This window comes from Streptomyces sp. Root1304 (assembly GCF_001426405.1).
Classification (GTDB): Bacteria; Actinomycetota; Actinomycetes; order Streptomycetales; family Streptomycetaceae; genus Streptomyces.
In genome coordinates, this window is record NZ_LMEP01000026.1 from 403,139 (window position 1) to 428,675 (window position 25,537).

The following is a 25,537-nucleotide window of genomic DNA, read 5'->3' on the forward strand; positions in this document are numbered from 1 at the left end:
CGGTCATCCGTGTCACCTCCCGCGTCACCCGTGTCATCCACCCCGGTGATATCGCCGTTCGGCCGCCCCCGCGCCGCGTTAGCCTGGAGCGTCAGACTCCAGCCAGCACCAAGTGAGGGGCGACAGCACTCGTGCGCATCGCCAGATTCTCCATCGACGGCAATGTGGCCTTCGGCGCCGTCGAGGGCGAGGGAACCGCCGAGTCCGGCGGCCTCGTCCTCGACATCATCAAGGGCATCCCGTACACCGACTTCGAGCTCAGCGGCACCAAGGTCCCGCTGAGCAAGGTACGGCTCCTGCCGCCCGTGCTCCCCAACAAGGTCGTGGCCATCGGCCGCAACTACGCGGAGCACGCCGCCGAACTCGGCAACGAGGTCCCCGACGTCCCCGTCGCCTTCTTCAAGCCCACCACCTCGGTGATCGGCTCCGGCGACGCGATCGAGTACCCCTCCTTCTCCAACGAGCTGCACCACGAGGCCGAACTGGCCGTGGTGATCGGCCGCATGTGCCGCGAGGTGCCCCGCGAGCGCGTCAAGGACGTCATCTTCGGCTACACCTGTGCCAACGACGTCACCGCCCGCGACGCCCAGCAGCGCGAGAAGCAGTGGGCCCGCGCCAAGGGTTTCGACACCTCCTGCCCCCTGGGGCCCTGGGTGGAGACCGACCTCGACCCCCGTGACCTGACGATCCAGGCCACGGTCAACGGCGAACAACGCCAGCTGGGTCGTACGAGCGACATGATCCGCTCCATCGAGGACCTGGTCGTCCACATCACCGAGGCCATGACGCTGCTCCCGGGCGACGTCATCCTCACCGGCACCCCCGCCGGGGTCGGCCCCCTCAACGTCGGCGACGAGGTCGCCGTCACCATCGAAGGCATCGGCACTCTCACCAATAAGGTGATCAAGCGTGGCTAACGCGAACTCCCCCAAGCTCTCGACTCCGCTCGAGCAGGGGGCACCCCTACGCGTCCGTTTCTGTCCCTCGCCGACCGGCAACCCCCACGTGGGTCTGGTCCGCACCGCCCTCTTCAACTGGGCCTTCGCCCGGCACAACCAGGGCACCATGGTCTTCCGCATCGAGGACACCGACGCCGCTCGCGACTCCGAGGAGTCGTACAACCAGCTGCTCGACTCCCTCAAGTGGCTCGGCCTCGACTGGGACGAGGGTCCGGAGGTGGGTGGCCCGCACGTCCCCTACCGCCAGTCGCAGCGGATGGACATCTACAAGGACGTCGCGGACAAGCTGCTCGCCGGCGGGTACGCGTACCCCTGCTACTGCACCACCGAGGAGCTCGACGAGCGCCGCGAGGCCGCCCGCGCGGCCGGCCGCCCGTCCGGCTACGACGGCCACTGCCGCGACCTCACCGACGAGCAGAAGGCGGCCTACGAGGCCGAGGGCCGCTCCTCGATCGTCCGCTTCCGGATGCCCGACGAGCCGATCACCTTCACCGACCTGGTCCGCGGCGAGCTGACCTTCACCCCGGAGAACGTGCCGGACTACGGCATCCTCCGGGCCAACGGCGCCCCGCTCTACACGCTGGTCAACCCGGTCGACGACGCCCTGATGGAGATCACCCACGTCCTGCGCGGCGAGGACCTGCTCTCCTCCACCCCGCGCCAGGTCGCGCTCTACAAGGCGCTGATCGAGCTGGGCGTCGCCAAGGAGATCCCCTCCTTCGGCCACCTGCCGTACGTGATGGGCGAGGGCAACAAGAAGCTCTCCAAGCGCGACCCGCAGGCCTCCCTCAACCTCTACCGGGAGCGCGGTTTCCTCCCCGAGGGCCTGCTGAACTACCTGTCGCTCCTCGGCTGGTCCTTCTCGGCCGACCAGGACATCTTCACCATCCCCGAGATGGTGGCGAAGTTCGACATCGCCGACGTCAACGCCAACCCGGCGCGCTTCGACCTCAAGAAGGCCGAGTCGATCAACGCCGACCACATCCGCATGCTGGACGTGAAGACCTTCGCCGAGGCCTGCGAGCCCTGGCTGAAGGCCCCGCACGCCAACTGGGCGCCCGAGGACTTCGACCGCGCCGCCTGGGAGGCCATCGCGCCGCACGCCCAGACCCGGATGACCGTCCTCTCCGAGATCACGGCCAACGTCGACTTCCTCTTCCTGTCGGAGCCGGTCTTCGACCAGCCCTCGTGGGACAAGGCGATGAAGGGCGAGCCGGCGGCCCTCCTCACCACCGCCCGCGAGAAGCTCGTGGACGCCGACTGGAGCGACCCCGAGTCCCTCAAGAACGCCGTCCTGGTCGCCGGCGAGGCCCACGGCCTCAAGCTCGGCAAGGCCCAGGCGCCGGTCCGCGTCGCCGTCACCGGCCGCACGGTCGGCCTGCCGCTCTTCGAGTCCCTGGAGATCCTGGGCAAGGAGAAGACCCTGGCCCGCATCGACGCGGCCCTGGCGAAGCTCTCCGCCTGACCCCTGCCGGGCGGTACGGTCGTTCCATGACCATCCGCGCGGTGCTGTGGGACGTCGACGACACGATCTTCGACTACGCCCGCGCCGACCACGTCGGCATGAGCGCGCACCTGACGGCCGAGGGCCTGGTGGACGGATTCGACTCCGTCGACCGGGCCCTCCGTCGTTGGCGGGAGCTGACGGCGCTGCACTGGCGCCGCTTCGAGGCCGGCGGCGTCGACTTCCAGGAGCAGCGCAGGGACCGCGTCCGGGACTTCCTGGCGCGCCCGCTCACCGCCGCCGAGGCCGACGGCTGGTTCGACCGGTACGTCTCCCACTACGAGGCGGCCTGGGAGCTCTTCCCCGACGCCGTGCCCGTCCTGGACCTGCTGGCCGATGACTATCGTCACGGGATCCTGTCGAACTCCAGCATCCACAACCAGGACCGCAAGCTGCGGGTCCTCGGCGTACGGGACCGCTTCGAGGCCGTCCTCTGCGCCGCCGAACTCGGCGTGGCCAAACCGGCCCCGGAGGCCTTCCACGCCGCCTGCACCGCCCTTGAGCTGCGCCCGAGCGAGGTGGCGTACGTGGGGGACCAGCCCGACATCGACGCCAGGGGCGCCGTGGAGGCGGGCCTCAGGGGCATCTGGCTGGACCGCGCGGACACCGGCGGCCGCCCGGAACTGAACCGGATCACGGACCTCCGCCAGCTTCCGGACCTGCTCAGCGGGGATACCCGTTTTGGAGCACCGTCCACCTTCGGGTAATGTTCTTCCTGCGCCGAGGGGAACAAGCCGAAAGGCAAGAACCCGGAAAGCGCAAGCCGAGCAAGATCCTCCCTGGTGGGGAAGTTGTTCCGGTGGCCTATGGTGTAATTGGCAGCACGACGGTTTCTGGTTCCGTTAGTCTTGGTTCGAGTCCAGGTAGGCCAGCTCGCAGAGCTTTATCTGCAACCCGTGGATGGCATCCACAAAGCCCCCGTTGTGTAGCGGCCTAGCACGCCGCCCTCTCAAGGCGGTAGCGCCGGTTCGAATCCGGTCGGGGGTACAGATCCATCCTGCGGATCACTTGGGTAGCTCCCGGTGGATCCGCGGTGACATCACCCGGCTCGTGCCGGGTGGGATCGCTAGGGCCCCCGTTGTGTAGCGGCCTAGCACGCCGCCCTCTCAAGGCGGTAGCGCCGGTTCGAATCCGGTCGGGGGTACGGTGTAACCACCATGGCCTATGGTGTAATTGGCAACACTACGGTTTCTGGTACCGTCATTCTTGGTTCGAGTCCAGGTAGGCCAGCTCGCAGAGCTCATCTGCACCGCGGATCTGATCCGCAAGGCCCCCGTTGTGTAGCGGCCTAGCACGCCGCCCTCTCAAGGCGGTAGCGCCGGTTCGAATCCGGTCGGGGGTACAGAGAGAAGAAGCCCTTCCCTTCGGGGGAGGGCTTCTTCGCTGTCCCGGGACCCCGGGACCAGTGCGGACACAACTCCGGCCCACCGCTGCGGCGTTGAAGCGGTGGGCCGGGGTCGTGCAGAAGGAGAGAAGGGACGTCAGCCGGTGCGGCGCAGCGCCTCGGAGAGGCGGGCGGCGGCGTCGATGACCGCCTGGGCGTGCATACGGCCCGGGTGGCGCGTCAGACGCTCGATCGGCCCCGAGACCGACACGGCGGCCACCACGCGGTTCGAAGGACCGCGTACGGGTGCGGAGACGGACGCGACGCCCGGCTCCCGCTCGCCGATCGACTGGGCCCAGCCCCGGCGTCGTACGCCCGACAGGGCCGTCGCCGTGAAGCGGGCGCCCTGGAGGCCGCGGTGCAGCCGCTCGGGCTCCTCCCAGGCCATCAGGATCTGCGCCGAGGAGCCGGCCTTCATCGTCAGCGTCGAGCCGACCGGGACGGTGTCCCGGAGACCCGAGAGACGCTCGGCCGCCGCCACGCAGATGCGCATGTCGCCCTGCCGGCGGTAGAGCTGGGCGCTCTCGCCGGTGACGTCGCGCAGATGCGTCAGCACCGGGCCGGCGGTCGCGAGCAGACGGTCCTCGCCGGCCGCGGCCGCGAGCTCCGACAGGCGCGGTCCGAGAATGAACCGGCCCTGCATGTCACGCGCCACCATCCGGTGGTGTTCCAGTGCCACGGCGAGACGATGTGCCGTGGGTCGTGCGAGTCCCGTCGCCGCGACCAGTCCTGCGAGGGTGGCCGGACCGGACTCCAGGGCGCTCAGGACAAGGGCTGCCTTGTCGAGAACGCCTACGCCGCTAGAGTTGTCCATGCAACGATATTCGCGTCTCACTCTGTGAAACGCAAGTTCAATTTCCTGCGGAACTTGTCACTCTGGTGAGGCGGCCGCACAACGGCCCGCGAAACGGGTCTCTAGTTGTGCCGGCGTAGACGTCGGCCGGAGGGAAAGCGATGGGTAGGACACTCGCGGAGAAGGTCTGGGACGACCATGTCGTCCGGCGCGCCGAGGGCGAGCCCGACCTCCTCTTCATCGATCTGCACCTGCTGCACGAGGTGACCAGCCCCCAGGCCTTCGACGGCCTGCGCCAGAACGGCCGGCAGGTGCGGCGCCTCGATCTCACCATCGCCACCGAGGACCACAACACCCCGACCCTCGACATCGACAAGCCGATCGCCGACCCGGTCTCCCGCGCGCAGCTGGAGACCCTCCGGAAGAACTGTGCCGAGTTCGGCGTCCGGCTGCACCCGCTGGGCGACGTCGAGCAGGGCGTCGTCCACGTGGTGGGACCGCAGCTGGGCCTGACCCAGCCCGGCACCACCGTGGTCTGCGGCGACTCGCACACCTCCACGCACGGCGCCTTCGGCGCGCTGGCGTTCGGCATCGGCACCAGCCAGGTCGAGCACGTGCTCGCCACCCAGACGCTGCCGCTGGCCCGCCCGAAGACCATGGCGATCACGGTCGACGGCGAGCTGCCCGAGGACGTCACCGCCAAGGACCTGATCCTGGCGATCATCGCGAAGATCGGCACCGGCGGCGGCCAGGGCTACATCCTGGAGTACCGGGGCTCCGCCATCGAGAAACTCTCGATGGAGGCCCGGATGACCATCTGCAACATGTCGATCGAGGCCGGCGCCCGCGCGGGCATGATCGCCCCCGACGAGACCACCTTCGCCTACCTGGAGGGCCGCGCCCACGCCCCCGAGGGCGAGGACTGGGACGCCGCCGTCGCGTACTGGAAGACCCTGAGGTCCGACGAGGACGCCGTCTTCGACGCCGAGGTCGTCATCGACGCCGCCTCCCTGGCGCCGTTCGTCACCTGGGGCACCAACCCCGGCCAGGGCGCGCCGCTTTCGGCACACGTCCCCGACCCGGCTTCGTACGAAGACGCTTCGGAGCGCCTCGCCGCCGAAAAGGCCCTGGAGTACATGGGGTTGGCCGCCGGACAGCCGCTGCGCGACATCAAGGTCGACACCGTCTTCGTAGGCTCCTGCACCAACGGCCGCATCGAGGACCTGCGCAACGCCGCCGGTCTGCTCGAAGGCCGCAAGGTCGCCGACGGCGTCCGCATGCTGGTCGTCCCCGGCTCGGTCCGGGTGGCCCTGCAGGCCGTCGAGGAGGGCCTGGACAAGGTCTTCAAGGAGGCCGGGGCCGAATGGCGGCACGCCGGCTGCTCCATGTGCCTCGGCATGAACCCCGACCAACTGGCTCCCGGTGAGCGCTCCGCGTCCACCTCGAACCGCAACTTCGAGGGCCGGCAGGGCAAGGGCGGCCGCACCCACCTGGTCTCCCCCCAGGTCGCCGCCGCCACCGCCGTCCTGGGCCATCTGGCCTCCCCGGCCGATCTGTCCGACGTCGCCACCACCGCGGGGGTCTGAGGAACCATGGAAGCTTTCACCACGCACACCGGCCGGGCCGTCCCGCTGCGCCGCAGCAACGTCGACACCGACCAGATCATCCCCGCGCACTGGCTGAAGAAGGTCACCCGCGACGGCTTCGAGGACGGCCTCTTCGAGGCCTGGCGCAAGGACCCCGAGTTCGTGCTCAACCGCCCCGAGCGGCAGGGCGCCTCGGTCCTGGTGGCCGGCCCCGACTTCGGCACCGGCTCCTCCCGCGAGCACGCCGTCTGGGCGCTCCAGAACTACGGCTTCCAGGCGGTGATCTCCGCCCGCTTCGCCGACATCTTCCGCGGCAACTCGCTGAAGAACGGCCTGCTGACCGTGGTCCTCCCGCAGGAGACCGTGGACGCGCTCCAGGAGCTGACCGAGGCCGACCCGACCGCCGAGATCACCGTCGACCTGGAGCGGCGGAAGGTCCTGGCCGCCGGGATCGACGCCGACTTCGAGCTCGACGAGAACGCCCGCTGGCGGCTCCTGAACGGACTCGACGACATCAGCCTCACCCTTCAGAACGAAGCCGACATCGCGGCATATGAGGCGTCACGACCGGCCTTCAAGCCCCGTACAATTACGGTCTGAGCAGCGCTTTTCCAAGACTGCGCCCCCCACCGCCCGGTGGGGGGCGCAGTCGCTTGTTGAGACCCTGTCGGGCGACAACTCGCCCTAGATGGCACAATCGGTGCATGGAACGCGACAGCCAACTCGAGCTCTACGAGTCAGTCGCCGCCCGATTGAAGGAAGCGCACACAAGAGTGCGCTCACTGCAAGTCCCGGAGGGCGTAAGGATGGCGCTGTCCCGGAAGCTGCTGGTCGTGACGGCCGCGGCGAAGCACGATCTCAAGGACGCGGCAACGCGTCTGGACCGGTTGATGAAGGACCTCGACGAGGGCCGATTCCCAGAGGACGACTGACACCAGGAACTCCGCAGCGGATCTTCCGCGTTGCGGCACTAGGGTGATTAGCCCGTTTCGTGTTTGATTTGCGGTATATACATGCCTAACGTGCGAAAAAGCTTGAACACTTTCGTTCTGGCAATGTCTCCGAAGGGGAAGACGTGAACAAGGCGCAGCTCGTAGAAGCGATTGCCGACAAGATGGGCGGTCGCCAGCAGGCCGCCGAAGCCGTCGACCACGTGCTCGACGCCATCGTGCGCGCCGTGGTCGCGGGCGACCGGGTCTCGGTCACGGGTTTCGGCTCGTTCGAGAAGGTCGACCGTCCGGCCCGTTACGCCCGCAACCCGCAGACGGGTGAGCGGGTCCGGGTCAAGAAGACCTCCGTCCCGCGCTTCCGTGCCGGTCAGGGCTTCAAGGACCTGGTCAGCGGCTCGAAGAAGCTCCCCAAGGGCGGCGAGGTCTCCGTCAAGAAGGCCCCCAAGGGCAGCCTCACCGGCGGCGCCGCCGCCGCGACCGTGAAGAAGGCCGCGGCGAAGAAGGCCACCACCGCCAAGAAGGCCGCCGCGAAGAAGGCGACCCCGGCGAAGAAGGTCACGACGGCGGCCGCCAAGAAGGCGACCCCGGCGAAGAAGGTCACGACGGCGGCCGCCAAGAAGGCGACCCCGGCGAAGAAGGCCACCACGGCCGCGGCCAAGAAGACCTCCGCCGCCGCCAAGAAGACCACCACGGCCGCCGCGAAGAAGGCGACCAAGGCCACGGCCAAGAAGACCGCGCCGGCCGCGAAGAAGGCCACGGCGACGAAGGCGCCCGCCAAGAAGACGACGGCGCGCAAGACGACCGCCAAGAAGACCGCCGCCAAGAAGTAGGACGAGCGGCAGACACCCGCCGGGCCGGGCTCCCCCCGGGGAGCCCGGCCCGCGGCGCGCACAGGGCCCGCCCTTCCCGGACTCCCGGAAGGACGGGCCCTGCAACGTCCGCCGGAGCGTCCGGCGTGCCGGGTACGTCTAGAACGTCTGCAGCGTCACCAGCGTGATCCGGAGCCCCGCGCCCGAGGTGCCCGGCTCGGTCTCGATCCGGACCCGCTGCCCCGGACGCAGCAACCGCAGCCCGCCCGATTCGAAGGCCTCCGCCCCGAACTCCACGGGGGTGCCGTCGTCGAGCAGCACACTGCCGCTGCGGGTCTCGGGGTCGTACGTGAACGCGGTCGCCTGCATGGACCGCAGCCTATCCGGCCGCCGGCAGCCACCGGGCGGCCGTCCGCGGACCGAGCCCCAGCGCCCCCGCCGCCGCCAGATCCTCACCGGTGTCCACGTCCCGGCGTACGGAATCCACCCCGGCCAGCCGGATTTCCACCGCCCCCGAAGACAAATGCCGGCGCCGTGACGCACCCCCGAATGCGGGTTCCAATTCCACTCCCGGACCCGCCGACAGGAATGTCGTACCGATTTCGGCGGCATCCGCGAGAAATGCCCGCGGAAATTTCCTCGCCGCGTCCAGGACCCGGGTCAGCTCCGCCGGCCGCAGTGCGGGCAGATCCGCGTTGAGCGCCGCCACCCGCGCGCACGGCCGCCGGGACCGCACCGCGCGGACCCCGTGCGCCAGCGCCGCGTTGAGCCCGGCCGCCGGGGTGTCCGGCACGATCCGCGCGCCCAGGGCCGCGAGCGCGGCCGCCGCCGCCGGATCGTCCGTGACGACCGCCACATCCCGTACCCGCGGGCAGTTCAGCACCGCGCCCACGGTGTCCTCCGCGAACGCCAGGGCCAGCCGGGGCCGCAGCCGGGCCCCGGCCGCGGCCGCCAGCCTGCTCTTCGCCAGCGCGAGGGGCTTCAGGGGGACGACCAGGGACCAGCCGTCGACGGGGTCCGTGTGCGTCGGGTCAGTCGCGTTCATCGGGGCCCATTCTGTCCCGCCCACGCGGTCCACCCCAGGCCCCGGGGCGTACGGTGTCACTCGACAGCGCAGGAGCATGGGGCGACACTTGACCCCCTGCCAGCCAGCCCCGGAGAAAGGTGTCCGCGTGCCCCGCCGCAGAATCGGCTTCTGGTACCGCCTCGCGGCGGTCATCGCCAAACCCCCCCTGGTGGTTCTGTTCAAGCGGGACTGGCGCGGCATGGAGCACATCCCGGCCGACGGCGGATTCATCACCGCGGTCAACCACAACTCCTATCTGGACCCGCTGTCCTACTCGCACTACCAGTACAACACCGGCCGCGTCCCGCGCCTCCTGGCCAAGGCGGGCCTCTTCAAGACCCCCTTCGTCGGCATGATGCTGCGCGGCACCGGCCAGATCCCCGTCTACCGCGAGACCACCAACGCGCTGGACGCCTTCCGGGCCGCCGTCGACGCCATCGAGCGCGGCGAGTGCGTCGCCTTCTACCCCGAGGGCACCCTGACCCGGGACCCCGACATGTGGCCCATGGCCGGCAAGACCGGTGCCGCCCGCGTCGCGCTGCTCACCCGGGCCCCCGTCATCCCGGTGGCCCAGTGGGGCGCCAACCTGGCGATGCCGCCGTACGCCAAGGAGAACAAGCTCCGGCTGTTCCCCCGCAAGACGTTGACCGTGCAGGCCGGTCCGCCCGTCGACCTCTCCCGCTTCCACGGCCTCGAACCCACACCCGAGGTCCTCCGCGAGGCCACCGAGGTCATCATGGCCGCCATCACCGCCCTCCTGGAGCAGATCCGGGGCGAGCAGGCGCCCGCCGAACCGTACGACCACCGCAGGGCCCGGCAGGAACAGCGCCGCAAGGCCGCCGAAGGGGGCACCAAGTGACCAAGGCAGCCGTCTTCGGCAACGGATCCTGGGGCACCGCCTTCGCGATGGTGCTCGCCGACGCGGGCTGCGAGGTGAGCCTCTGGGGCCGCCGCGCCGAACTCGCCAAGGAGATCAACGCCACCCGCACCAACCCCGACTACCTCCCGGGCACCGAACTCCCCGCGTCGATCACGGCCACCGCCGACGCGGCCGAGGCCGCCGCCGACGCCGACTTCACCGTCCTCGTCGTCCCCTCGCAGACCCTGCGCGGCAACCTCGCCGCCTGGAAGCCGCTGCTCGCCCCCGACACCGTCCTCGTCTCCCTCATGAAGGGCGTCGAACTCGGCACCGCCAAGCGGATGAGCGAGGTCATCACCGAGGTCGCCGACGTGCCCGCGGAGCGCGTCGCCGTCCTCACCGGCCCCAACCTGGCCAAGGAGATCGCCGCCCGGCAGCCCGCCGCCGCCGTGGTCGCCTGCTCCGACGAATCCGTCGCCCAGCGGCTCCAGACCGCCTGCATGACCCCGTACTTCCGCCCCTACACCAACACCGACGTGGTGGGCTGCGAGCTCGGCGGCGCCGTGAAGAACGTCATCGGCCTCGCCGTCGGCATCGCCAACGGCATGGGCCTCGGCGACAACTCGAAGGCCACGCTCATCACCCGCGGCCTCGCCGAGACCACCCGCCTCGGCCTCGCCATGGGCGCCGACCCGCTCACCTTCTCCGGCCTCGCGGGCCTCGGCGACCTCGTCGCCACCTGCTCCTCGCCGCTCTCCCGGAACAACACCTTCGGCACCAACCTCGGCCGCGGGATGACCCTCCAGGAGACCATCGCGGCCACCAAGCAGACCGCCGAGGGCGTCAAGTCCTGCGAGTCGGTGCTCGATCTGGGCCGCCGCCACGGCGTCGACATGCCCATCACCGAGACCGTCGTCTCCATCGTCCACGACGGCAAGCCGCCGGTCGTCGCGCTCAAGGAACTGATGTCCCGCAGCGCCAAGCCCGAGCGCCGCTGACGCCTCCCCGGCAGGTCCGGCGCCCACTGCGCCGGACGCGCGGTACGCCAGCGGGGCGCTCAGGAGTTCGGGAGCCGCAAGGTACGCTCATCGCGATATGAGCGAGAACACCCAGAGCCCCCGCAAGCCCCGCGTGGCCGTCGTCTTCGGCGGACGCAGCTCCGAGCACGCCATCTCCGTCGTCACGGCGGGCGCCGTCCTGAGCGCCATCGACCGGGACAAGTACGACGTGCTGCCCATCGGCATCACGACGGACGGGCGCTGGGCGCTCACCGCCGACGCCCCCGAGCGCATGGCCATCGCCGACCGCGCCCTGCCGAACGTCGCCGAGCTCGCCGAGTCCACCGAGGGCGGCGTCGTCCTCTCCGTCGACCCGGCCAACCGCGAGGTCGTCCTCACCGAGCCCGGCGCCGTGCCCAGGGCCCTCGGCGAGGTCGACGTGGTCTTCCCGATGCTCCACGGCCCGTACGGCGAGGACGGCACCCTCCAGGGCCTCCTGGAGCTCTCCGGCGTCCCCTACGTCGGCGCGGGCGTCCTCGCCTCCGCCGTCGGCCAGGACAAGGAGTACATGAAGCGGGTCTTCGTCTCCTTCGGACTCCCGGTCGGCCCGTACGAGGTCGTCCGGCCCCGCGAGTGGGAGCAGAACCCGGCCGCCGCCCGCAAGAAGATCGTCGAGTTCGCCGCCGAGCACGGCTGGCCGCTCTTCGTGAAGCCGGCCCGCGGCGGCTCCTCCATGGGCATCACCAAGGTCGACGACCTCTCCGGCCTGGACGAGGCCATCGAGGAGGCCCGCCGCCACGACCCCAAGATCCTCGTCGAGTCGCTGCTGCGCGGCCGCGAGATCGAGTGCGGCGTCCTGGAGTTCGAGGACGGCCCGCGCGCCAGCGTGCCCGCCGAGATCCCGCCGGTCACCGACCACGACTTCTACGACTTCGAGGCCAAGTACATCGACTCGGCCTCCGGCATCGTGCCCGCCCCCATCGGGGACGAGGCCACCGCCGAGATCCAGCGCCTCGCCGTCGCCGCCTACGAGGCGGTCTCCTGCGAGGGCCTGGTCCGCGCCGACTTCTTCCTCACCGAGGACGGCGACTTCGTCATCAACGAGATCAACACCATGCCGGGCTTCACGCCCATCTCCATGTACCCGCGCATGTGGCAGGAGAGCGGCGTGAGCTACCCCGAGCTGGTCGACCGGCTCATCCAGGCCGCGCTGAACCGCCCCACCGGCCTGCGCTGACCCGCACCCACGGCTGACGACCGTGCCGCCGCCCTCAGAGGCTCGGCGGCACGGTCTTCAGCACGGGCGCGGCGAGATCGGCGAGCGGCGTCATGTCGTGCGCGTACCGCTCGCCGAGCGTCACCTCGACGTACGTCTTCCGGTACGTCGTGGTGAAACGGGGCCCGCTGCCCTCCGGACGCTCCAGCATCCAGTTCACGCCGTCGGCCTCGATGGCCTGCGCCTGGGGATCGCTCATCTTTTCGGGCCGGGGGACCCCGCAGCGCAGTACGATCGCACCGTCACCCCAGCCGGCGGTCAGCTCGGAGCCGGGCTCCGGGTCACTCCGCTCCAGCCCCACCACGGTGTCCGGAAGCTCCTTCGCCAGGGCCTGGCAGAAGGCGGCCTCCGCCGCAGGGGGACTGGGGACCACGACGGACGCCGAGGCGCCCGGCGAGGAACAGCCGACGGCGGTCAGCAGCAGCACGGCTGCCGAGACGGCGGCGGGCAGGCCGAAGGGCCGGTGGGAAGACGTCACCAGCCAAGCGTAGACGGGGGCTACAGATGAACGACCGGGCAGGTGAGGGTGCGCGTGATGCCGTCCACTTGCTGGACCTTGGCGACCACCATGCGGCCCAGCTCGTCGACCGTGTCCGCCTGTGCGCGCACGATGACGTCGTACGGACCGGTCACGTCTTCGGCCTGGATCACCCCCGGGATCTTGGAGATGGTGTCGGCGACGGTCGACGCCTTGCCCACCTCGGTCTGGATGAGGATGTACGCCTGAACCACGGAACCTCCAGGGCGACCACGAGGATCTTGTGGGAGAAAGGGACGCCACGGTACCGCGTCGCCGCGGGCCACGGGGAGACCCGCGCGTCCCGAGGCGCCCGCCCGGTGGCGTACGCAGGACAGAAGTTGACGGTCTACTTGACGGTACCCAGCACGGTGACGACCCGCGACCCGCGGCGCGCGACAGCGTGCCGCCGCCCGCAGGACGGCACGAAGACACGAGGTGAGGCGCGGTGAAGGGCACAGTCGGAGAGCTGGGCGAGTTCGGGCTCATCAGGGAGCTCACGTCCCGGCTCACCTCCACCCCGGCGGTACGGATCGGGCCCGGCGACGACGCCGCGGTCGTCTCCGCCCCCGACCGGCGTGTGGTGGCCAGCACGGACATCCTCCTCGAAGGACGTCACTTCCGCCGCGACTGGTCGACGGCGTACGACGTCGGCCGCAAGGCCGCCGCGCAGAACCTGGCCGACATCGCCGCCATGGGCGCGGTCCCCACCGCCCTCCTCCTCGGCCTCGTCGTCCCCGCCGAGCTCCCTGTGACATGGGCCACGGAACTCATGGACGGTCTGCGCGACGAATGTCAGGTCGCGGGCGCGGCGGTCGTCGGCGGCGACGTCGTACGCGGCGACACGATCATGGTCTCCATCACCGCCCTCGGCGACCTCCGCAACCACGACCCGGTCACCCGGGGCGGCGCCCAGCCCGGCGACGTCGTCGCCTACACCGGCTGGCTCGGCTGGTCCGCCGCCGGGTACGCCGTCCTCTCCCGGGGCTTCCGCTCGCCCCGCGCCTTCGTCGAGGCCCACCGCAGGCCCGAACCGCCGTACCACGCGGGCCCGGCCGCCGCCGGCCTCGGCGCCACCGCCATGTGCGACGTCAGCGACGGCCTCATCGCCGACCTCGGCCACATCGCCGAGGCCAGCAAGGTCCGCATCGACCTGCGCTCCGGCCTCATCGACATCCCCACCCAGATGAACGACATCGGCCAGGCCGTCGGCGTCGACCCCATGCAGTGGGTGCTGACCGGGGGAGAGGACCACGCCATCGTGGCCACCTTCCCGCCCGACGTGAAGCTCCCCGCCCGCTGGAAGGTCATCGGGGAGGTCCTCAACCCCTCCGCGCTCCCGCAGGTCACCGTGGACGGCGCGCCCTGGCACAGCGTGGGCGGCTGGGACCACTTCGGGGAGACCGAGTGACCGCTCGGCCCCCGCTCGTGCTGACCGTCGCCGGATCGGACTCCGGCGGCGGCGCCGGCATCCAGGCCGACCTGAAGACGATGCTCGCCCTCGGCGTCCACGGCATGAGCGTGGTCACCGCCGTCACCGCCCAGAACTCGCGGGGCGTCCAGGACGTCTGGGAACTGCCCGTGGAGGCCGTGCGCGCCCAGTACCGGGCCGTCGCCGACGACATCGGCGTCCAGGCCGTGAAGACCGGCATGCTGGCCTCCGCCGCGCTCGTCGAGACCGTGGCGGAACTGCTCGCCTCCGTGGCCGCCCCCGTGGTCGTCGACCCCGTCGGTGTCTCCAAGCACGGGGACCCGCTCCTGGCCGAGGCCGCGCTCGACTCCGTACGCACGAAGCTGCTGCCCCGGGCCACCGTCGCCACGCCCAACCTGGACGAGGTGACGCAGCTCACGGGTCTGGTGGTCGAGGACGAGACCGGAATGCGGCGGGCGGCCGACGCGATCCTCGCCTACGGGCCGCGCTGGGCACTGATCAAGGGCGGCCACCTCCCCGGAGGCTTCGCCGAGGTCGTGGACCTGCTCACCGACGGCACCGAGGAACACTGGCTGTACGCCCCCAGGTACGACAACCGGCACACCCACGGCACCGGCTGCACGCTCGCCTCGGCGGTCGCGTCGGGACTCGCCAAGGGGCTGCCCGTGCCGGAGGCGGTACGGGAGGCGAAGGCCTACGTGACCGGGGCCATCGCGGCCGGATTCGCGCTGGGGTCGGGCATCGGCCCGGTGGACCACGGCTGGCAGACGCGCTGAGGGCGCCCTGCCGGCCCCCGGTACGCGCTCAGGCGCTCACCGGCATCCGTTTCCGGGCACGGCAAAGGGCCGGTTCACCGAGGTGAACCGGCCCTTCAAGGCAACCGCAGGGGCTGCGCTACGACAGAACGTCGCAATTAGCGCGAGACCTTGCCGGCCTTGATGCACGAGGTGCAGACGTTGAGCCGCTTCGGCGTCCGACCGACCACGGCACGCACGCGCTGGATGTTCGGGTTCCAGCGACGGGACGTACGGCGGTGCGAGTGCGAAATGTTGTTGCCGAAGCCCGGCCCCTTGCCGCAGACGTCGCAGTTGGCAGCCACGGGTCACTCCAAAGACTTCAGAATTACAGTGAAATCCGGCGCACCGGAATCAGGAGTCTGAAGTGGCTTGCCGGGGGATGGCCCGGTGTGAACCGGGCAACCGAAGCAGCATACAACGCCTGCTTCGGTGGAACGAAACTACCACGGTCTGCGCGGACCTCGCCCCGGGCCCCGGTCACCGGCGGGACACCCCGGGTCTACCCTGCGGTGAGCTCACCGCCGAAGGAGGACCCCCGTTGTCGCGAGCCCTTCAGCCCTCCGAGGAGCTCGTCGAGCTCGACGCCGAAGCGGTCAGGACCTGGTGCGCACGGGCTCTGGACGCCCTCGCCGGGGAGCGCGACGCGATCGACGCGATCAACGTCTACCCCGTCGCCGACGGGGACACCGGCACCAACCTGTACCTGACCGCCGAAGCCGCCCACCGGGCCGTCGAAGCCGTCTTCGCGGCCTCCGCGCCCGACACCGCCGAGACCGTGCGGGCCATGGCCCACGGCGCCCTGCTCGGCGCCCGCGGCAACTCGGGAACCATCCTCTCCCAGCTCCTGCGCGGCATGGCCGGCGTCCTCGCCGCCGGAGGTGACGGGGATCACCTCGCCCGCGCCCTCGCCGAGGCCTCGCGCGCGGCACGACAGGCCGTCGCCCACCCCGTCGACGGCACCATCCTCACCGTCGCCGCGGCCGCCGCCGCGGCCTGCGCGGGCGGCGGCCGACTCGTCGACGTCGCCAGGAACGCCCACCAGGGCGCCACCACCGCCCTCGCGGCCACCTCCGGACAGCTCGACGTCCTCGCCCGCGCCGGAGTCGTCGACGCGGGCGGCCAGGGCCTGGTCACCGTCCTCGGCGCCCTCCTCGAAACCGTCACCGGACAGGCCCCGCCCCCCGCCCGCACCGCGCCCACCACCCCCGCGCCCGCCGAGACCTGCCCCACCGAGGACGGCCCCGCCTACGAGGTGATCTACCTCCTGGAGGCCGGGGACGCCGCCGTGGAACTGCTGCGCGGCCGGCTCGACGCCCTCGGCGACTCCCTCGTCGTCGTCGGCGGCGACGGCCTGTGGAACGTCCATGTGCACGTCGACGACCCCGGCGCCGCCGTCGAGGCCGGCATCGAGGCCGGACGCCCGCACCGCATCCGGATCACGCACTTCGCCGCCGAGGCCGCCACCGGCCCCGCCGAGCGCGCCCAGCGCGCGGTCGTCGCCGTCGTCCCCGGCGAGGGCCTCGCCGGACTCTGCGCCGAGGCGGGCGCCACCACCGTGCGGACCCGGCCCGGCGAACCCCCCGCCGGCGACGAGCTCCTCGACGCCATCCGCCGGGCCCACGCCCGCGAGGTCGTCCTCCTGCCCAACGACACCGAGCTCCGGCAGACCGCCGCGGCCGCCGCCGAACGCGCCAGGGCCGAAGGCATCCGCGTCGCCCTCATCCCCACCAGGGCCGCCGTCCAGGGCATCGCCGCCCTCGCTGTCCACGAACCCGACCGCCGCTTCGACGAGGACGTCGTCGCCATGACGGCCGCCGCCGGAGCCACCCGCTACGCCGAACTCGCCGTCGCCGAACGCCAGTCCTTCACCTCGGCCGGCGTCTGCCAGGCCGGCGACGTCCTCGGCCTCATCGAGGGCGACGTCGCCGTCATCGGCAAGGACCTCACCGAGACCGCCCGCACGGTCCTGGACCGGATGCTCTCCGCCGGCGGTGAACTCGTCACCCTCGTCGTCGCCGACGACACCCCGCCCGGACTCGCCCCCGACCTCGAACGCCACGTCCGGCGCGGCTACCTCGCCGTCGACACCACCACCTACCACGCGGGCACGGGCGCCCCGCCGCTCCTCATCGGCGTGGAGTGACGGCGCCGCTCCGGCACTCCCCCCGCCACCCGACGACACCCGACGGCCCCGTGCCGTACCCGACTGTCGGTCCCGTGGTGTGCAATGGAACGCGTGCCCGCGCTCGACGAACCACTCAAGAAGTCCCTCGGCCCCGCCACCGCCAAGGTCATGGCCGAGGCGCTCGACCTGCACACGGTCGGTGACCTCCTGCACCACTACCCCCGCCGGTACGCCGAGCGCGGGGAACTGACCACGCTGTCCGACCTGCCGCTCGACGAGCACGTCACCGTGGTCGCCCAGGTCGCCGACGCCCGTGTGCTCACCTTCAACGGCTCCAAGGGACGCGGCCAGCGCCTCGAAGTGACCATCACCGACGGCAGCGGCCGCCTCCAGCTGGTCTTCTTCGGCAAGGGCGTGCACAAACCGCACAAGGACCTGCTGCCCGGCACCCGCGCGATGTTCGCCGGCAAGGTGTCGCTCTTCAACCGGCGCCTCCAGCTCGCCCACCCCTCGTACGAACTCCTCCGCGGCGACGGCGAGGAGGCCGTGGACGTCTGGGCCGGGGCCCTCATCCCGCTCTACCCGGCCACCACCAAACTGGAGTCCTGGAAGATCGCCAAGGCCGTCGACGCCGTCCTGCCCAGCGCCGCCGACGCCGTCGACCCGCTGCCCGACGCCCTCCGCGAGGGCCGCGGCCTCGCCGAACTGCCCGAGGCCCTGCGGCTGATCCACCGGCCCCGCACCAAGGCCGACATCGCCACCGCCCGCGAGCGCCTCAAGTGGGACGAGGCCTTCGTCCTCCAGGTCGCCCTGGCCCGCCGCCGGCACGCCGACACCCAACTCCCCGCCGTCGCCCGCCGCCCCGCCCCCGACGGCATCCTCGACGCCTTCGACGCCAAGCTGCCCTTCACTCTCACCGACGGCCAGAACAAGGTCTCCAAGGAGATCTTCGACGACCTCGCCACCGAGCACCCCATGCACCGCCTCCTCCAGGGCGAGGTCGGCTCCGGCAAGACGATGGTGGCCCTGCGCGCCATGCTCGCCGTCGTCGACTCCGGGGGACAGGCCGCGATGCTCGCCCCCACCGAGGTCCTCGCCCAGCAGCACCACCGCTCCGTCACCGAGATGATGGGCGAGCTGGCCGAGGGCGGCATGCTCGGCGGCTCCGAGCGGGCCACCAAGGTCGTCCTGCTCACCGGCTCCATGGGCGTCCCCGCCCGCCGCCGGGCCCTGCTCGACCTGGTCACCGGCGAGGCCGGCCTCGCCATCGGCACCCACGCGCTCATCGAGGACAAGGTCCGCTTCCACGACCTCGGCCTCGTCGTCGTCGACGAGCAGCACCGCTTCGGCGTCGAACAGCGCGACGCCCTGCGCGGCAAGGGGCAGCAGCCCCCGCACCTCCTGGTCATGACCGCCACCCCCATCCCGCGCACGGTCGCCATGACCGTCTTCGGCGACCTGGAGACCTCCGTCCTCGACCAGCTGCCCGCCGGCCGCTCCCCGATCGCCAGCCACGTCGTGCCCGCCGCCGACAAACCGCACTTCCTCGCCCGCGCGTGGGAACGGGTCCGCGAGGAGGTCGCCAAGGGCCACCAGGCGTACGTCGTCTGCCCCCGCATCGGCGACGAGGAGGACCAGAAGAAGAAGTCCAGGCCCTCCGCCGCCGACGAGGCCGAGAAGCGCCCGCCGCTCGCCGTCCTCGACATCGCCGAGCAGCTCCGCACCGGCCCCCTCGCAGGACTGCGGATCGCCGTCCTGCACGGCCGCATGCACCCCGACGACAAGGACGACGTGATGCGCCGCTTCGCCGCGGGCGAGCTCGACGTCCTCGTCGCCACCACCGTCATCGAGGTCGGCGTCAACGTCCCCAACGCCACCGCCATGGTGATCATGGACGCGGACCGCTTCGGCGTCTCCCAGCTCCACCAGCTCCGCGGCCGCGTCGGCCGAGGCTCCGCCCCCGGCCTCTGCCTCCTCGTCAGCGAGATGCCCGAGGCGAGCCCCGCCCGCCAGCGGCTCAACGCCGTCGCGTCCACCCTCGACGGCTTCGAGCTCTCCCGCATCGACCTGGAACAGCGGCGCGAGGGCGACGTCCTCGGCCAGGCCCAGTCCGGCGTCCGCTCCTCCCTGCGGGTGCTCACCGTCATCGACGACGAGGAGGTCATCGCCGCCGCCCGCGAGGAGGCCACCGCCCTCGTCCTCGCCGACCCGGACCTCACCGGCCACCCCGGCCTCGCGACCGCGCTCGACGCCCTGCTGGACAAGGACCGGGAGGAGTACCTGGAGAAGGGCTGACGCCGCCGTGCGGACCGCGGCCATATCCTGAGACGTACGCACTGGACGACGCAGGACGAGGACACCGATGACCCGCGTGATCGCCGGCACGGCCGGCGGACGCCGCCTGGCCGTGCCGCCCGGCAACGGCACCCGCCCCACCTCCGACCGGGCGCGGGAAGGCCTCTTCTCCACCTGGGAGGCCTTCCACGGCCTCACCGGAGCCAGGGTCGCCGACCTGTACGCGGGCTCCGGCGCCGTCGGCCTGGAAGCCCTCTCACGGGGCGCCGCCCACGCCCTCCTCGTGGAGGCGGAACCCCGCGCCGCGAAGACGATCCGGGAGAACATCCACTCCCTCGGCCTCCCCGGCGCCGAACTCCGCACCGGCCGGGCCGAACAGATCGCGACGGGACCGGCCCCGGCCGAGCCGTACGACCTGGTCTTCCTCGACCCGCCGTACGCCGTCTCCGACGAGGAGCTCCGCGAGATTCTCCTCACACTGCGCTCAGGGGGCTGGCTGAGCGAGGATGCCATGGTCACCGTGGAGCGAAGCACCCGAGGCGGGGAGTTCGGCTGGCCGGCCGGATTCGAGGGCCTGCGGTCCCGTCGTTACGGCGAGGGAACGTTTTGGTACGGTCGCGCCGCCTCTACGTGCGAAGACGCACGATGACCGGACCGGAGAGCGAGGGACCCACGTTGCGCCGCGCCGTCTGTCCGGGGTCATTCGACCCCATCACCAACGGACATCTCGACATCATCGCCCGCGCTTCCAAGCTGTACGACGTCGTACACGTCGCGGTGATGATCAACCAGTCGAAGAAGGGCCTGTTCACGGTCGAGGAGCGGATCGAGCTGATCCGCGAGGTGACCGCCGACCTCGGCAACGTCGAGGTGGAGTCCTTCCACGGGCTGCTCGTCGACTTCTGCAAGCAGCGCGACATCCCCGCCATCGTCAAGGGACTGCGCGCGGTCAGCGACTTCGACTACGAGCTGCAGATGGCCCAGATGAACAACGGCCTCACGGGCGTGGAGACCCTCTTCGTCCCCACCAACCCCACCTACAGCTTCCTCTCCTCCTCCCTGGTGAAGGAGGTCGCCGCCTGGGGCGGCGACGTCTCCCACCTGGTCCCGCCGACGGTCCTCCCGCGGCTCACCGAGCGCCTCGCGCGGAAGTGACGCGCGGCCACCGCCGCTGACGCTCCGTCACCTGGTGTCGGACGGGCGCCGACTGCCCTTACAGTCGTCCCGTCCGTCTCCATCCAGCTGTAGAGAGTGGCGAGCACCCGGTGGACGTACAGAAGAAGCTCGACGAGATCGTCTCGACCGTGCAGGGCGCCCGTTCCATGCCCATGTCGGCATCCTGCGTGGTCAACCGGGCCGAGCTGCTCGCCCTGCTCGAAGAGGTACGGGAGGCCCTGCCGGGCTCCCTCGCGCAGGCCCAGGAGCTGATCGGCGGCCGCGAGCAGATGGTCGAGCAGGCCCATCGGGAGGCCGAGCGGATCATCGAGGCCGCCCACGCCGAGCGGGGCTCGATCGTCTCCGACACCCAGGTCGCCCGGCAGTCGCAGGAGGAGGCCGACCGGATCCTCTCCGAGGCCCGCCGCGAGGCCGAGGAGGTCAAGGCCGAGGCCGACGACTACGTCGACTCCAAGCTCGCCAACTTCGAGGTCGTCCTCAACAAGACGATCGGCTCGGTCGACCGGGGCCGCGAGAAGCTCCTCGGCCGGGGCCCGGGCCTCGACGCGAACGGTTACGCGGACGAGGACGCCCCCGAGTACAGCGCGGACCCGCAGACCCTGATCCACCGGGCCGACGAGTACGTCGACGCCAAGCTCGGCGCCTTCGAGGCGGTGCTCAGCAAGACCCTGGAGGCCGTCGGACGCGGCCGGCAGAAGCTGCACGGCCGGATCGCCACCGACGACCTGGGCGAGCACATGGCCGCGCAGGACGGCCTGGGCGGCTCCGTGCACACCAGCGACGCCGACTACCTGGCCGGCCTGGCGGAGCTCTCGGACCCCGAGCCGGTCCAGATCCCCGCCCAGCAGCAGTCGCAGGCCCAGCCGGACCCCTACGGGTACCAGCAGGTCCAGCAGCAGCCCGACCCCTACGCGGCCTACCAGCAGCAGGTCCAGCAGCCGGACCCGTACGCCTACCAGCAGCCGCAGCAGCCCGACCCCTACGGCTACCAGCAGCAGGACCCGTACGCGTACCAGCAGCCCGTCCAGCAGCAGCCCCACCAGCCGCAGCAGCCGCCCGCCTCGCTCGACGAGACCAGCTTCTTCGACACGAGCATGATCGACCTGGAGCAGCTCCGCCGGTACGAACAAGGGCATCAGGGAGCGTAGGGGGTGGCTTGCCGATCAGGCCGGGCTCGCGGGTTGATCGACAAGCCACCCCCTCGGCCCCGATTGGGTCCTGGGCGAAGCGTCCAGTATCCTGGCTCTTCGGTCGCGCGTATTCCGCGATCCTTGCTGCCCACGTTCGGCAGCCTCCCACGACGCAGCACGATCCGAAAGCAGGAAGACCCCTGAGCACGCGCCTCGACCACCGCAATCCCCTCGTGTTCGACACACACGAGCTGGGGCGGCGTCCCGGTGCCCTCCAGCGGCTCTCGCGTTCGATCGAGGCCCCCCGGGACCTGGGCGTCGAAGGAGTCATCGGAGTGCCCGAGGGCGCACCGGTGGACATCGATCTCCGTCTTGAGTCGGTCATGGAAGGGGTGCTTGTCACAGGCACCGCCCGTGCATCGGCCGAGGGGGAGTGCGTAAGGTGTCTGGAGCCCGTCGAGCTGGAGCTCGACGTGGACTTCCAGGAGATGTTCTCGTACCCCGACTCCGACGACCGGGGCCGCTCCAAGGCGGCCGCGGACGACGAAGCCGAGGCAGACGAGGACATGATCCCCCTCGAGGACGGCATGTTCGACCTCGAACCCGTGCTGCGTGATGCGGTGGTGCTCGCACTGCCGATGCAGCCGGTGTGCCGGGAGGACTGTGCGGGACTGTGTTCCACCTGTGGAACCAACCTGAACGAGAACCCGGACCACCACCACGACGCCGTCGACATTCGTTGGGCGGCATTGCAGGGACTCGCCGGTTCGCTGGGAACCGATGAGAAGGACAACATGAGCGGCAAAGCCTCTGACGGGGACGTCCGAAGCGCCGCCGAGAAGCAGGAGAAGTAGCCGTGGCTGTTCCGAAGCGGAAGATGTCGCGCAGCAACACGCGCCACCGCCGGTCGCAGTGGAAGGCTGCGGTCCCCACCCTGGTTTCGTGTGAGCGTTGCCAGGAGCCGAAGCTGCAGCACATCGCGTGCCCGAGCTGCGGCACCTACAACAAGCGCCAGGTCCTCTCGGTCTGATTGGGCTGGTGAGAGGCGCAATGTCTGAGTCCCGCAAGACGGACGACAAGACGGACCATGCCTCGTCCCACACGCTTCTGGAAGGGCGGCTCGGCTACAAGCTCGAGTCCGCCCTTCTGGTGCGTGCGCTGACCCACCGTTCGTTCGCTTACGAGAACGGCGGTCTGCCCACCAACGAGCGGCTGGAGTTCCTCGGGGACTCCGTGCTGGGCCTGGTGGTCACGGACACGCTGTACCGCACCCACCCCGACCTGCCAGAAGGCCAGCTGGCCAAACTGCGGGCCGCGGTGGTCAACTCGCGAGCGCTGGCGGACGTGGGGCGCGGCCTCGAACTCGGCTCCTTCGTCCGGCTCGGCCGGGGCGAAGAGGGCACGGGCGGCCGGGACAAGGCGTCCATCCTCGCCGACACCCTTGAAGCGGTGATCGGCGCGGTCTATCTCGACCAGGGCCTCGAAGTGGCGTCCGAGCTGGTGCACCGGCTCTTCGACCCACTGATCGAGAAGTCCTCGAACCTCGGTGCGGGCCTGGACTGGAAGACCAGTCTCCAGGAACTCACCGCGGCCGAGGGTCTGGGTGTGCCGGAGTACCTCGTCTCCGAAGAGGGTCCGGACCACGAGAAGACCTTTACTGCTGCCGCCCGCGTCGGTGGTGTCTCGTACGGCACCGGCACCGGCCGCAGCAAGAAGGAAGCGGAACAGCAGGCGGCGGAGTCCGCGTGGCGCGAGATTCGCGCGGCGGCGGACGAACGCGCGGCGGCGGCCAAGGCCGCGGCCGAGGCGGGAAACGGAGAGGTCGCCGACCCCTCTTCTTCCGCCCACCGGGCGTCGGCCTGACGGCCGAACCCCTCGCTTCCCGAGAACCCCGCCCCAGGGCGGGGTTCTCGTCTTTCCGCAGGTGCCCGGCCGGTAGGCTGGATCGGCTGGCTGACAAGACGTCCGGAGGAGTCCCGTGCCCGAGCTGCCCGAGGTCGAGGTCGTACGGCGCGGACTGGAGCGCTGGGTCGCCGGGCGGACCGTGTCCGAGGTCGAGGTGCTGCACCCCAGGGCCGTACGGCGCCATCCGGCCGGCGGCGAGGACTTCGCGGCCCGGCTGAAGGGGCAGCGGTTCGAGGTGGCGCGGCGGCGCGGCAAGTACCTCTGGGTGCCGCTCGCCGACTCCGGCACCGCCGTCCTCGGGCACCTCGGCATGAGCGGGCAGCTGCTCGTCCAGCCGGAGGGCGCCGCCGACGAGAAGCACCTGCGCATCCGCGTCCGCTTCGACGACACGACCGGCACCGAGCTGCGCTTCGTCGACCAGCGCACCTTCGGCGGGCTCTCGCTGCACGACCAGACCCCCGACGGACTTCCGGACGTCATCGCGCACATCGCCCGCGATCCGCTGGACCCCGAGTTCGACGACGCGGCCTTCCAGAGCGCGCTGCGGCTGCGCCGTACGACGGTGAAGCGGGCACTGCTCGACCAGTCGCTGATCAGCGGCGTCGGCAACATCTACGCCGATGAGGCGCTCTGGCGGTCCCGGCTGCACTACGACCGGCCGACGGCCACGCTGACGCGGCCCCGCATGGCCGAGCTGCTCGGGCACGTCCGGGACGTGATGAACGCGGCCCTCGACGCCGGCGGCACCAGCTTCGACAGCCTCTATGTGAACGTCAACGGCGAGTCCGGCTACTTCGACCGCTCGCTCGACGCGTACGGCCGCGAGGACGAGCCCTGCCACCGCTGCGGTACGCCGATGCGCCGGCGTGCCTGGATGAACAGGTCCAGCTACTTCTGCCCGCGCTGCCAGCGCCCGCCGCGCGTGACGCTCTGACGGCTAGGGCCTGTCTGACAATTCCCGTCGGGTCCGGCCCGCCCGGCACGCACGCTCGGCGCACGGCCGAAACGCCCAAGTAGCTCCGCTACGAGGGCGCCCCGGCCGCACGCCGATCGCACGCACCGAACGGCCCGGCCTGATCCGACGCGAATTGTCAGACAGGCCCTAGGTGTATTGACCTGCAGGGTTGTTGACACGGCTGATGGGCGGGTGTCCGTCGAGTGCGGTGTGGCAGCGGTGGTGGTTGTAGGTGTGGAGGAAGTCTGCCAGGGCTTCGGTCCGTTCGGTGTTCGAGGTGTAGGGCCGTAGGTAGGCCCACTCGTCGAGGAGGGTGCGGTTGAAGCGTTCGACCTTGCCGTTGGTCTGGGGCCGGTAGGGCCGGGTGAGTTTCCCGGTGGCGCCGAGGTCGGCCAGGACGTTCTTCCTTCGATGCGGGTGATGCCCTGGCTGTGGAAGAACGCGGCCGCGCGGGCCAGGAAGCCCGCGCAGGTCGCGACCTTCTCATCGGGGTGGATCTCGCTGTAGGCSAGGCGGGAGTGGTCGTCGACGGCGGAGTGGACGTAGTCGAAGCCCATGYTGTTGCGGGTGGTCCGGCCGGCCTGGCGGCCCAGGACSYKGTGGCCGCCGCCGTCGGGGATGCGGCCGAGYTTCTTCACGTCGAYRTGGATCAGTTCGCCGGGTCGGTCGCGTTCGTAGCGGCGGATCACCTGACCGGTCGGGCGGTCGAGCCAGGCCAGCCGGTTCAGCCGGTGGCGGGTCAGGATSCGGTGGACGGTGGATGCGGGCAGGCCCAGGATCGGGCCGATCCGGGCGGGCCCGAGCTTGCGGGTCCGGCGCAGGTCGCAGACCCGTTGTTCCAGCTCGGCCGGTGTCCGGTGCGGCGTCGTGGCCGGCCTGCTGGGCCGGTCGGCCAGTCCCGCCTCGCCCTCGGTCCGCCACCKGCGGATCCATTTGTGGGCCGTGGCCCGGGAGATCCCCATCTCCGCGGCCACATGAGCGACCGGACGGCCTGAGCAGACGCGTTCGACCAGCAGTCTCC

General features: G+C 71.0%; 27 protein-coding genes, 5 tRNA genes and 1 pseudogene. 26 read left to right on the forward strand and 7 right to left on the reverse strand.

Annotated elements, in window-relative coordinates; all coding sequences use genetic code 11:
• The first annotated feature begins 131 nt into the window (after positions 1-131).
• The 8 genes from ASD33_RS30940 (at position 132) to ASD33_RS30975 (ending at position 3,805) form a co-directional block, all read left to right on the forward strand.
• Complete coding sequence (locus tag ASD33_RS30940) at positions 132-917, forward strand: fumarylacetoacetate hydrolase family protein (protein WP_056568014.1); 786 nt, start codon at positions 132-134, stop codon at positions 915-917.
• Complete coding sequence (gene gltX, locus ASD33_RS30945) at positions 910-2,424, forward strand: glutamate--tRNA ligase (RefSeq protein WP_079045106.1); 1,515 nt, start codon at positions 910-912, stop codon at positions 2,422-2,424. The genes ASD33_RS30940 and gltX overlap by 8 nt, the downstream gene beginning before the upstream one ends.
• A 26-nt stretch (positions 2,425-2,450) precedes the next feature.
• Positions 2,451-3,170 (forward strand): HAD family hydrolase, encoded by a 720-nt coding sequence (locus ASD33_RS30950; RefSeq protein ID WP_056568019.1) that lies wholly within the window; start codon positions 2,451-2,453, stop codon positions 3,168-3,170.
• A 93-nt stretch (positions 3,171-3,263) separates the two neighbouring features.
• A tRNA-Gln gene (locus ASD33_RS30955) sits at positions 3,264-3,335 on the forward strand.
• Between the two features lie 42 nt (positions 3,336-3,377).
• Positions 3,378-3,450, forward strand: a tRNA-Glu gene (locus ASD33_RS30960).
• An 84-nt stretch (positions 3,451-3,534) separates the two neighbouring features.
• Positions 3,535-3,607: transfer RNA gene (locus tag ASD33_RS30965), tRNA-Glu, on the forward strand.
• A gap of 14 nt (positions 3,608-3,621) precedes the next feature.
• A tRNA-Gln gene (locus ASD33_RS30970) sits at positions 3,622-3,693 on the forward strand.
• Between the two features lie 39 nt (positions 3,694-3,732).
• A tRNA-Glu gene (locus ASD33_RS30975) sits at positions 3,733-3,805 on the forward strand.
• Positions 3,806-3,944: 139 nt separating this feature from the next.
• On the opposite strand, the gene ndgR is transcribed toward ASD33_RS30975, so the two are convergent.
• Complete coding sequence (ndgR, locus tag ASD33_RS30980; RefSeq protein ID WP_016432448.1) at positions 3,945-4,661, reverse strand: IclR family transcriptional regulator NdgR; 717 nt, start codon at positions 4,659-4,661, stop codon at positions 3,945-3,947.
• A 140-nt stretch (positions 4,662-4,801) separates the two neighbouring features.
• On the opposite strand from ndgR, the gene leuC reads away from it, so the two are divergent.
• From leuC to ASD33_RS31000, 4 genes are all read left to right on the forward strand, one after another.
• Entirely contained in the window at positions 4,802-6,226 is a 1,425-nt protein-coding gene (gene leuC, locus ASD33_RS30985) for a 3-isopropylmalate dehydratase large subunit (protein WP_056568022.1), read from the forward strand.
• A gap of 6 nt (positions 6,227-6,232) precedes the next feature.
• Entirely contained in the window at positions 6,233-6,826 is a 594-nt protein-coding gene (gene leuD, locus ASD33_RS30990; RefSeq protein WP_056568024.1) for a 3-isopropylmalate dehydratase small subunit, read from the forward strand.
• A gap of 104 nt (positions 6,827-6,930) precedes the next feature.
• The gene (locus ASD33_RS30995; RefSeq protein WP_030325570.1) at positions 6,931-7,158 is read left to right on the forward strand and encodes a hypothetical protein; all 228 of its coding nucleotides are present in this window, start codon (positions 6,931-6,933) and stop codon (positions 7,156-7,158) included.
• Positions 7,159-7,301: 143 nt separating this feature from the next.
• Positions 7,302-8,006, forward strand: a complete 705-nt coding sequence (locus tag ASD33_RS31000) for an HU family DNA-binding protein (protein WP_056568027.1) — start codon at positions 7,302-7,304, stop codon at positions 8,004-8,006.
• A gap of 138 nt (positions 8,007-8,144) precedes the next feature.
• On the opposite strand, the gene ASD33_RS31005 is transcribed toward ASD33_RS31000, so the two are convergent.
• On the reverse strand, positions 8,145-8,354 hold the full coding sequence (locus ASD33_RS31005; protein ID WP_056568030.1) for a hypothetical protein: 210 nt from the start codon (positions 8,352-8,354) through the stop codon (positions 8,145-8,147).
• A 10-nt stretch (positions 8,355-8,364) separates the two neighbouring features.
• A complete protein-coding gene (gene cofC, locus ASD33_RS31010; protein ID WP_056568033.1) occupies positions 8,365-9,030 on the reverse strand; it encodes a 2-phospho-L-lactate guanylyltransferase in 666 nt (221 codons plus the stop codon).
• Between the two features lie 127 nt (positions 9,031-9,157).
• Between cofC and ASD33_RS31015 the strand changes: the two genes are divergently transcribed.
• The 3 genes from ASD33_RS31015 (at position 9,158) to ASD33_RS31025 (ending at position 12,145) form a co-directional block, all read left to right on the forward strand.
• On the forward strand, positions 9,158-9,910 hold the full coding sequence (locus tag ASD33_RS31015) for a lysophospholipid acyltransferase family protein (RefSeq protein WP_056568036.1): 753 nt from the start codon (positions 9,158-9,160) through the stop codon (positions 9,908-9,910).
• Complete coding sequence (locus ASD33_RS31020; RefSeq protein ID WP_079045107.1) at positions 9,907-10,908, forward strand: NAD(P)H-dependent glycerol-3-phosphate dehydrogenase; 1,002 nt, start codon at positions 9,907-9,909, stop codon at positions 10,906-10,908. Before ASD33_RS31015 ends, ASD33_RS31020 begins: the two co-directional genes overlap by 4 nt.
• Before the next feature lie 97 nt (positions 10,909-11,005).
• Complete coding sequence (locus ASD33_RS31025) at positions 11,006-12,145, forward strand: D-alanine--D-alanine ligase family protein (protein WP_056568040.1); 1,140 nt, start codon at positions 11,006-11,008, stop codon at positions 12,143-12,145.
• 34 nt (positions 12,146-12,179) lie between these two features.
• Here the strand turns inward: ASD33_RS31025 and ASD33_RS31030 are convergent, their stop codons facing one another.
• The gene (locus ASD33_RS31030; RefSeq protein WP_056568043.1) at positions 12,180-12,662 is read right to left on the reverse strand and encodes a DUF3515 domain-containing protein; all 483 of its coding nucleotides are present in this window, start codon (positions 12,660-12,662) and stop codon (positions 12,180-12,182) included.
• Between the two features lie 20 nt (positions 12,663-12,682).
• Entirely contained in the window at positions 12,683-12,916 is a 234-nt protein-coding gene (locus ASD33_RS31035; protein ID WP_017947604.1) for an Lrp/AsnC ligand binding domain-containing protein, read from the reverse strand.
• A gap of 233 nt (positions 12,917-13,149) precedes the next feature.
• On the opposite strand from ASD33_RS31035, the gene ASD33_RS31040 reads away from it, so the two are divergent.
• The gene (locus ASD33_RS31040; RefSeq protein ID WP_017235962.1) at positions 13,150-14,112 is read left to right on the forward strand and encodes a thiamine-phosphate kinase; all 963 of its coding nucleotides are present in this window, start codon (positions 13,150-13,152) and stop codon (positions 14,110-14,112) included.
• Positions 14,109-14,909 carry a bifunctional hydroxymethylpyrimidine kinase/phosphomethylpyrimidine kinase gene (gene thiD, locus ASD33_RS31045; protein WP_056568046.1) on the forward strand — a complete coding sequence of 267 codons (801 nt, stop codon included), beginning with the start codon at positions 14,109-14,111 and terminating at the stop codon, positions 14,907-14,909. Before ASD33_RS31040 ends, thiD begins: the two co-directional genes overlap by 4 nt.
• 137 nt (positions 14,910-15,046) lie before the next feature.
• Here thiD and rpmB read toward each other — a convergent pair whose 3' ends face one another.
• Positions 15,047-15,232 carry a 50S ribosomal protein L28 gene (rpmB, locus tag ASD33_RS31050; RefSeq protein WP_003957616.1) on the reverse strand — a complete coding sequence of 62 codons (186 nt, stop codon included), beginning with the start codon at positions 15,230-15,232 and terminating at the stop codon, positions 15,047-15,049.
• 236 nt (positions 15,233-15,468) lie between these two features.
• Here rpmB and ASD33_RS31055 point away from each other — a divergent pair, with 236 nt between their 5' ends.
• The 9 genes from ASD33_RS31055 to mutM all read left to right on the forward strand — a co-directional run bounded on the left by ASD33_RS31055 (position 15,469) and on the right by mutM (position 24,495).
• Positions 15,469-17,073: a DAK2 domain-containing protein gene (locus tag ASD33_RS31055; RefSeq protein WP_056568049.1), complete on the forward strand. Its 1,605-nt coding sequence runs from the start codon at positions 15,469-15,471 to the stop codon at positions 17,071-17,073.
• An 84-nt stretch (positions 17,074-17,157) separates the two neighbouring features.
• On the forward strand, positions 17,158-19,350 hold the full coding sequence (recG, locus tag ASD33_RS31060) for an ATP-dependent DNA helicase RecG (protein ID WP_056568052.1): 2,193 nt from the start codon (positions 17,158-17,160) through the stop codon (positions 19,348-19,350).
• A 67-nt stretch (positions 19,351-19,417) separates the two neighbouring features.
• Positions 19,418-19,999, forward strand: a complete 582-nt coding sequence (gene rsmD / locus ASD33_RS31065; protein ID WP_056568055.1) for a 16S rRNA (guanine(966)-N(2))-methyltransferase RsmD — start codon at positions 19,418-19,420, stop codon at positions 19,997-19,999.
• A 26-nt stretch (positions 20,000-20,025) separates the two neighbouring features.
• Positions 20,026-20,505 (forward strand): pantetheine-phosphate adenylyltransferase, encoded by a 480-nt coding sequence (coaD, locus tag ASD33_RS31070; RefSeq protein ID WP_199863622.1) that lies wholly within the window; start codon positions 20,026-20,028, stop codon positions 20,503-20,505.
• A 110-nt stretch (positions 20,506-20,615) separates the two neighbouring features.
• Positions 20,616-21,674 (forward strand): hypothetical protein, encoded by a 1,059-nt coding sequence (locus ASD33_RS31075; protein ID WP_056568061.1) that lies wholly within the window; start codon positions 20,616-20,618, stop codon positions 21,672-21,674.
• 182 nt (positions 21,675-21,856) lie between these two features.
• On the forward strand, positions 21,857-22,510 hold the full coding sequence (locus ASD33_RS31080; protein WP_056568212.1) for a DUF177 domain-containing protein: 654 nt from the start codon (positions 21,857-21,859) through the stop codon (positions 22,508-22,510).
• A 2-nt stretch (positions 22,511-22,512) separates the two neighbouring features.
• Positions 22,513-22,686 carry a 50S ribosomal protein L32 gene (rpmF, locus tag ASD33_RS31085; RefSeq protein ID WP_015036448.1) on the forward strand — a complete coding sequence of 58 codons (174 nt, stop codon included), beginning with the start codon at positions 22,513-22,515 and terminating at the stop codon, positions 22,684-22,686.
• Positions 22,687-22,706: 20 nt separating this feature from the next.
• Entirely contained in the window at positions 22,707-23,519 is an 813-nt protein-coding gene (gene rnc / locus ASD33_RS31090) for a ribonuclease III (protein WP_056568064.1), read from the forward strand.
• A 115-nt stretch (positions 23,520-23,634) separates the two neighbouring features.
• Positions 23,635-24,495: a bifunctional DNA-formamidopyrimidine glycosylase/DNA-(apurinic or apyrimidinic site) lyase gene (gene mutM / locus ASD33_RS31095; protein WP_056568067.1), complete on the forward strand. Its 861-nt coding sequence runs from the start codon at positions 23,635-23,637 to the stop codon at positions 24,493-24,495.
• 168 nt (positions 24,496-24,663) lie between these two features.
• Here the strand turns inward: mutM and ASD33_RS34685 are convergent.
• Positions 24,664-25,537, reverse strand: a pseudogene (locus ASD33_RS34685) (IS481 family transposase); the annotation flags it as partial.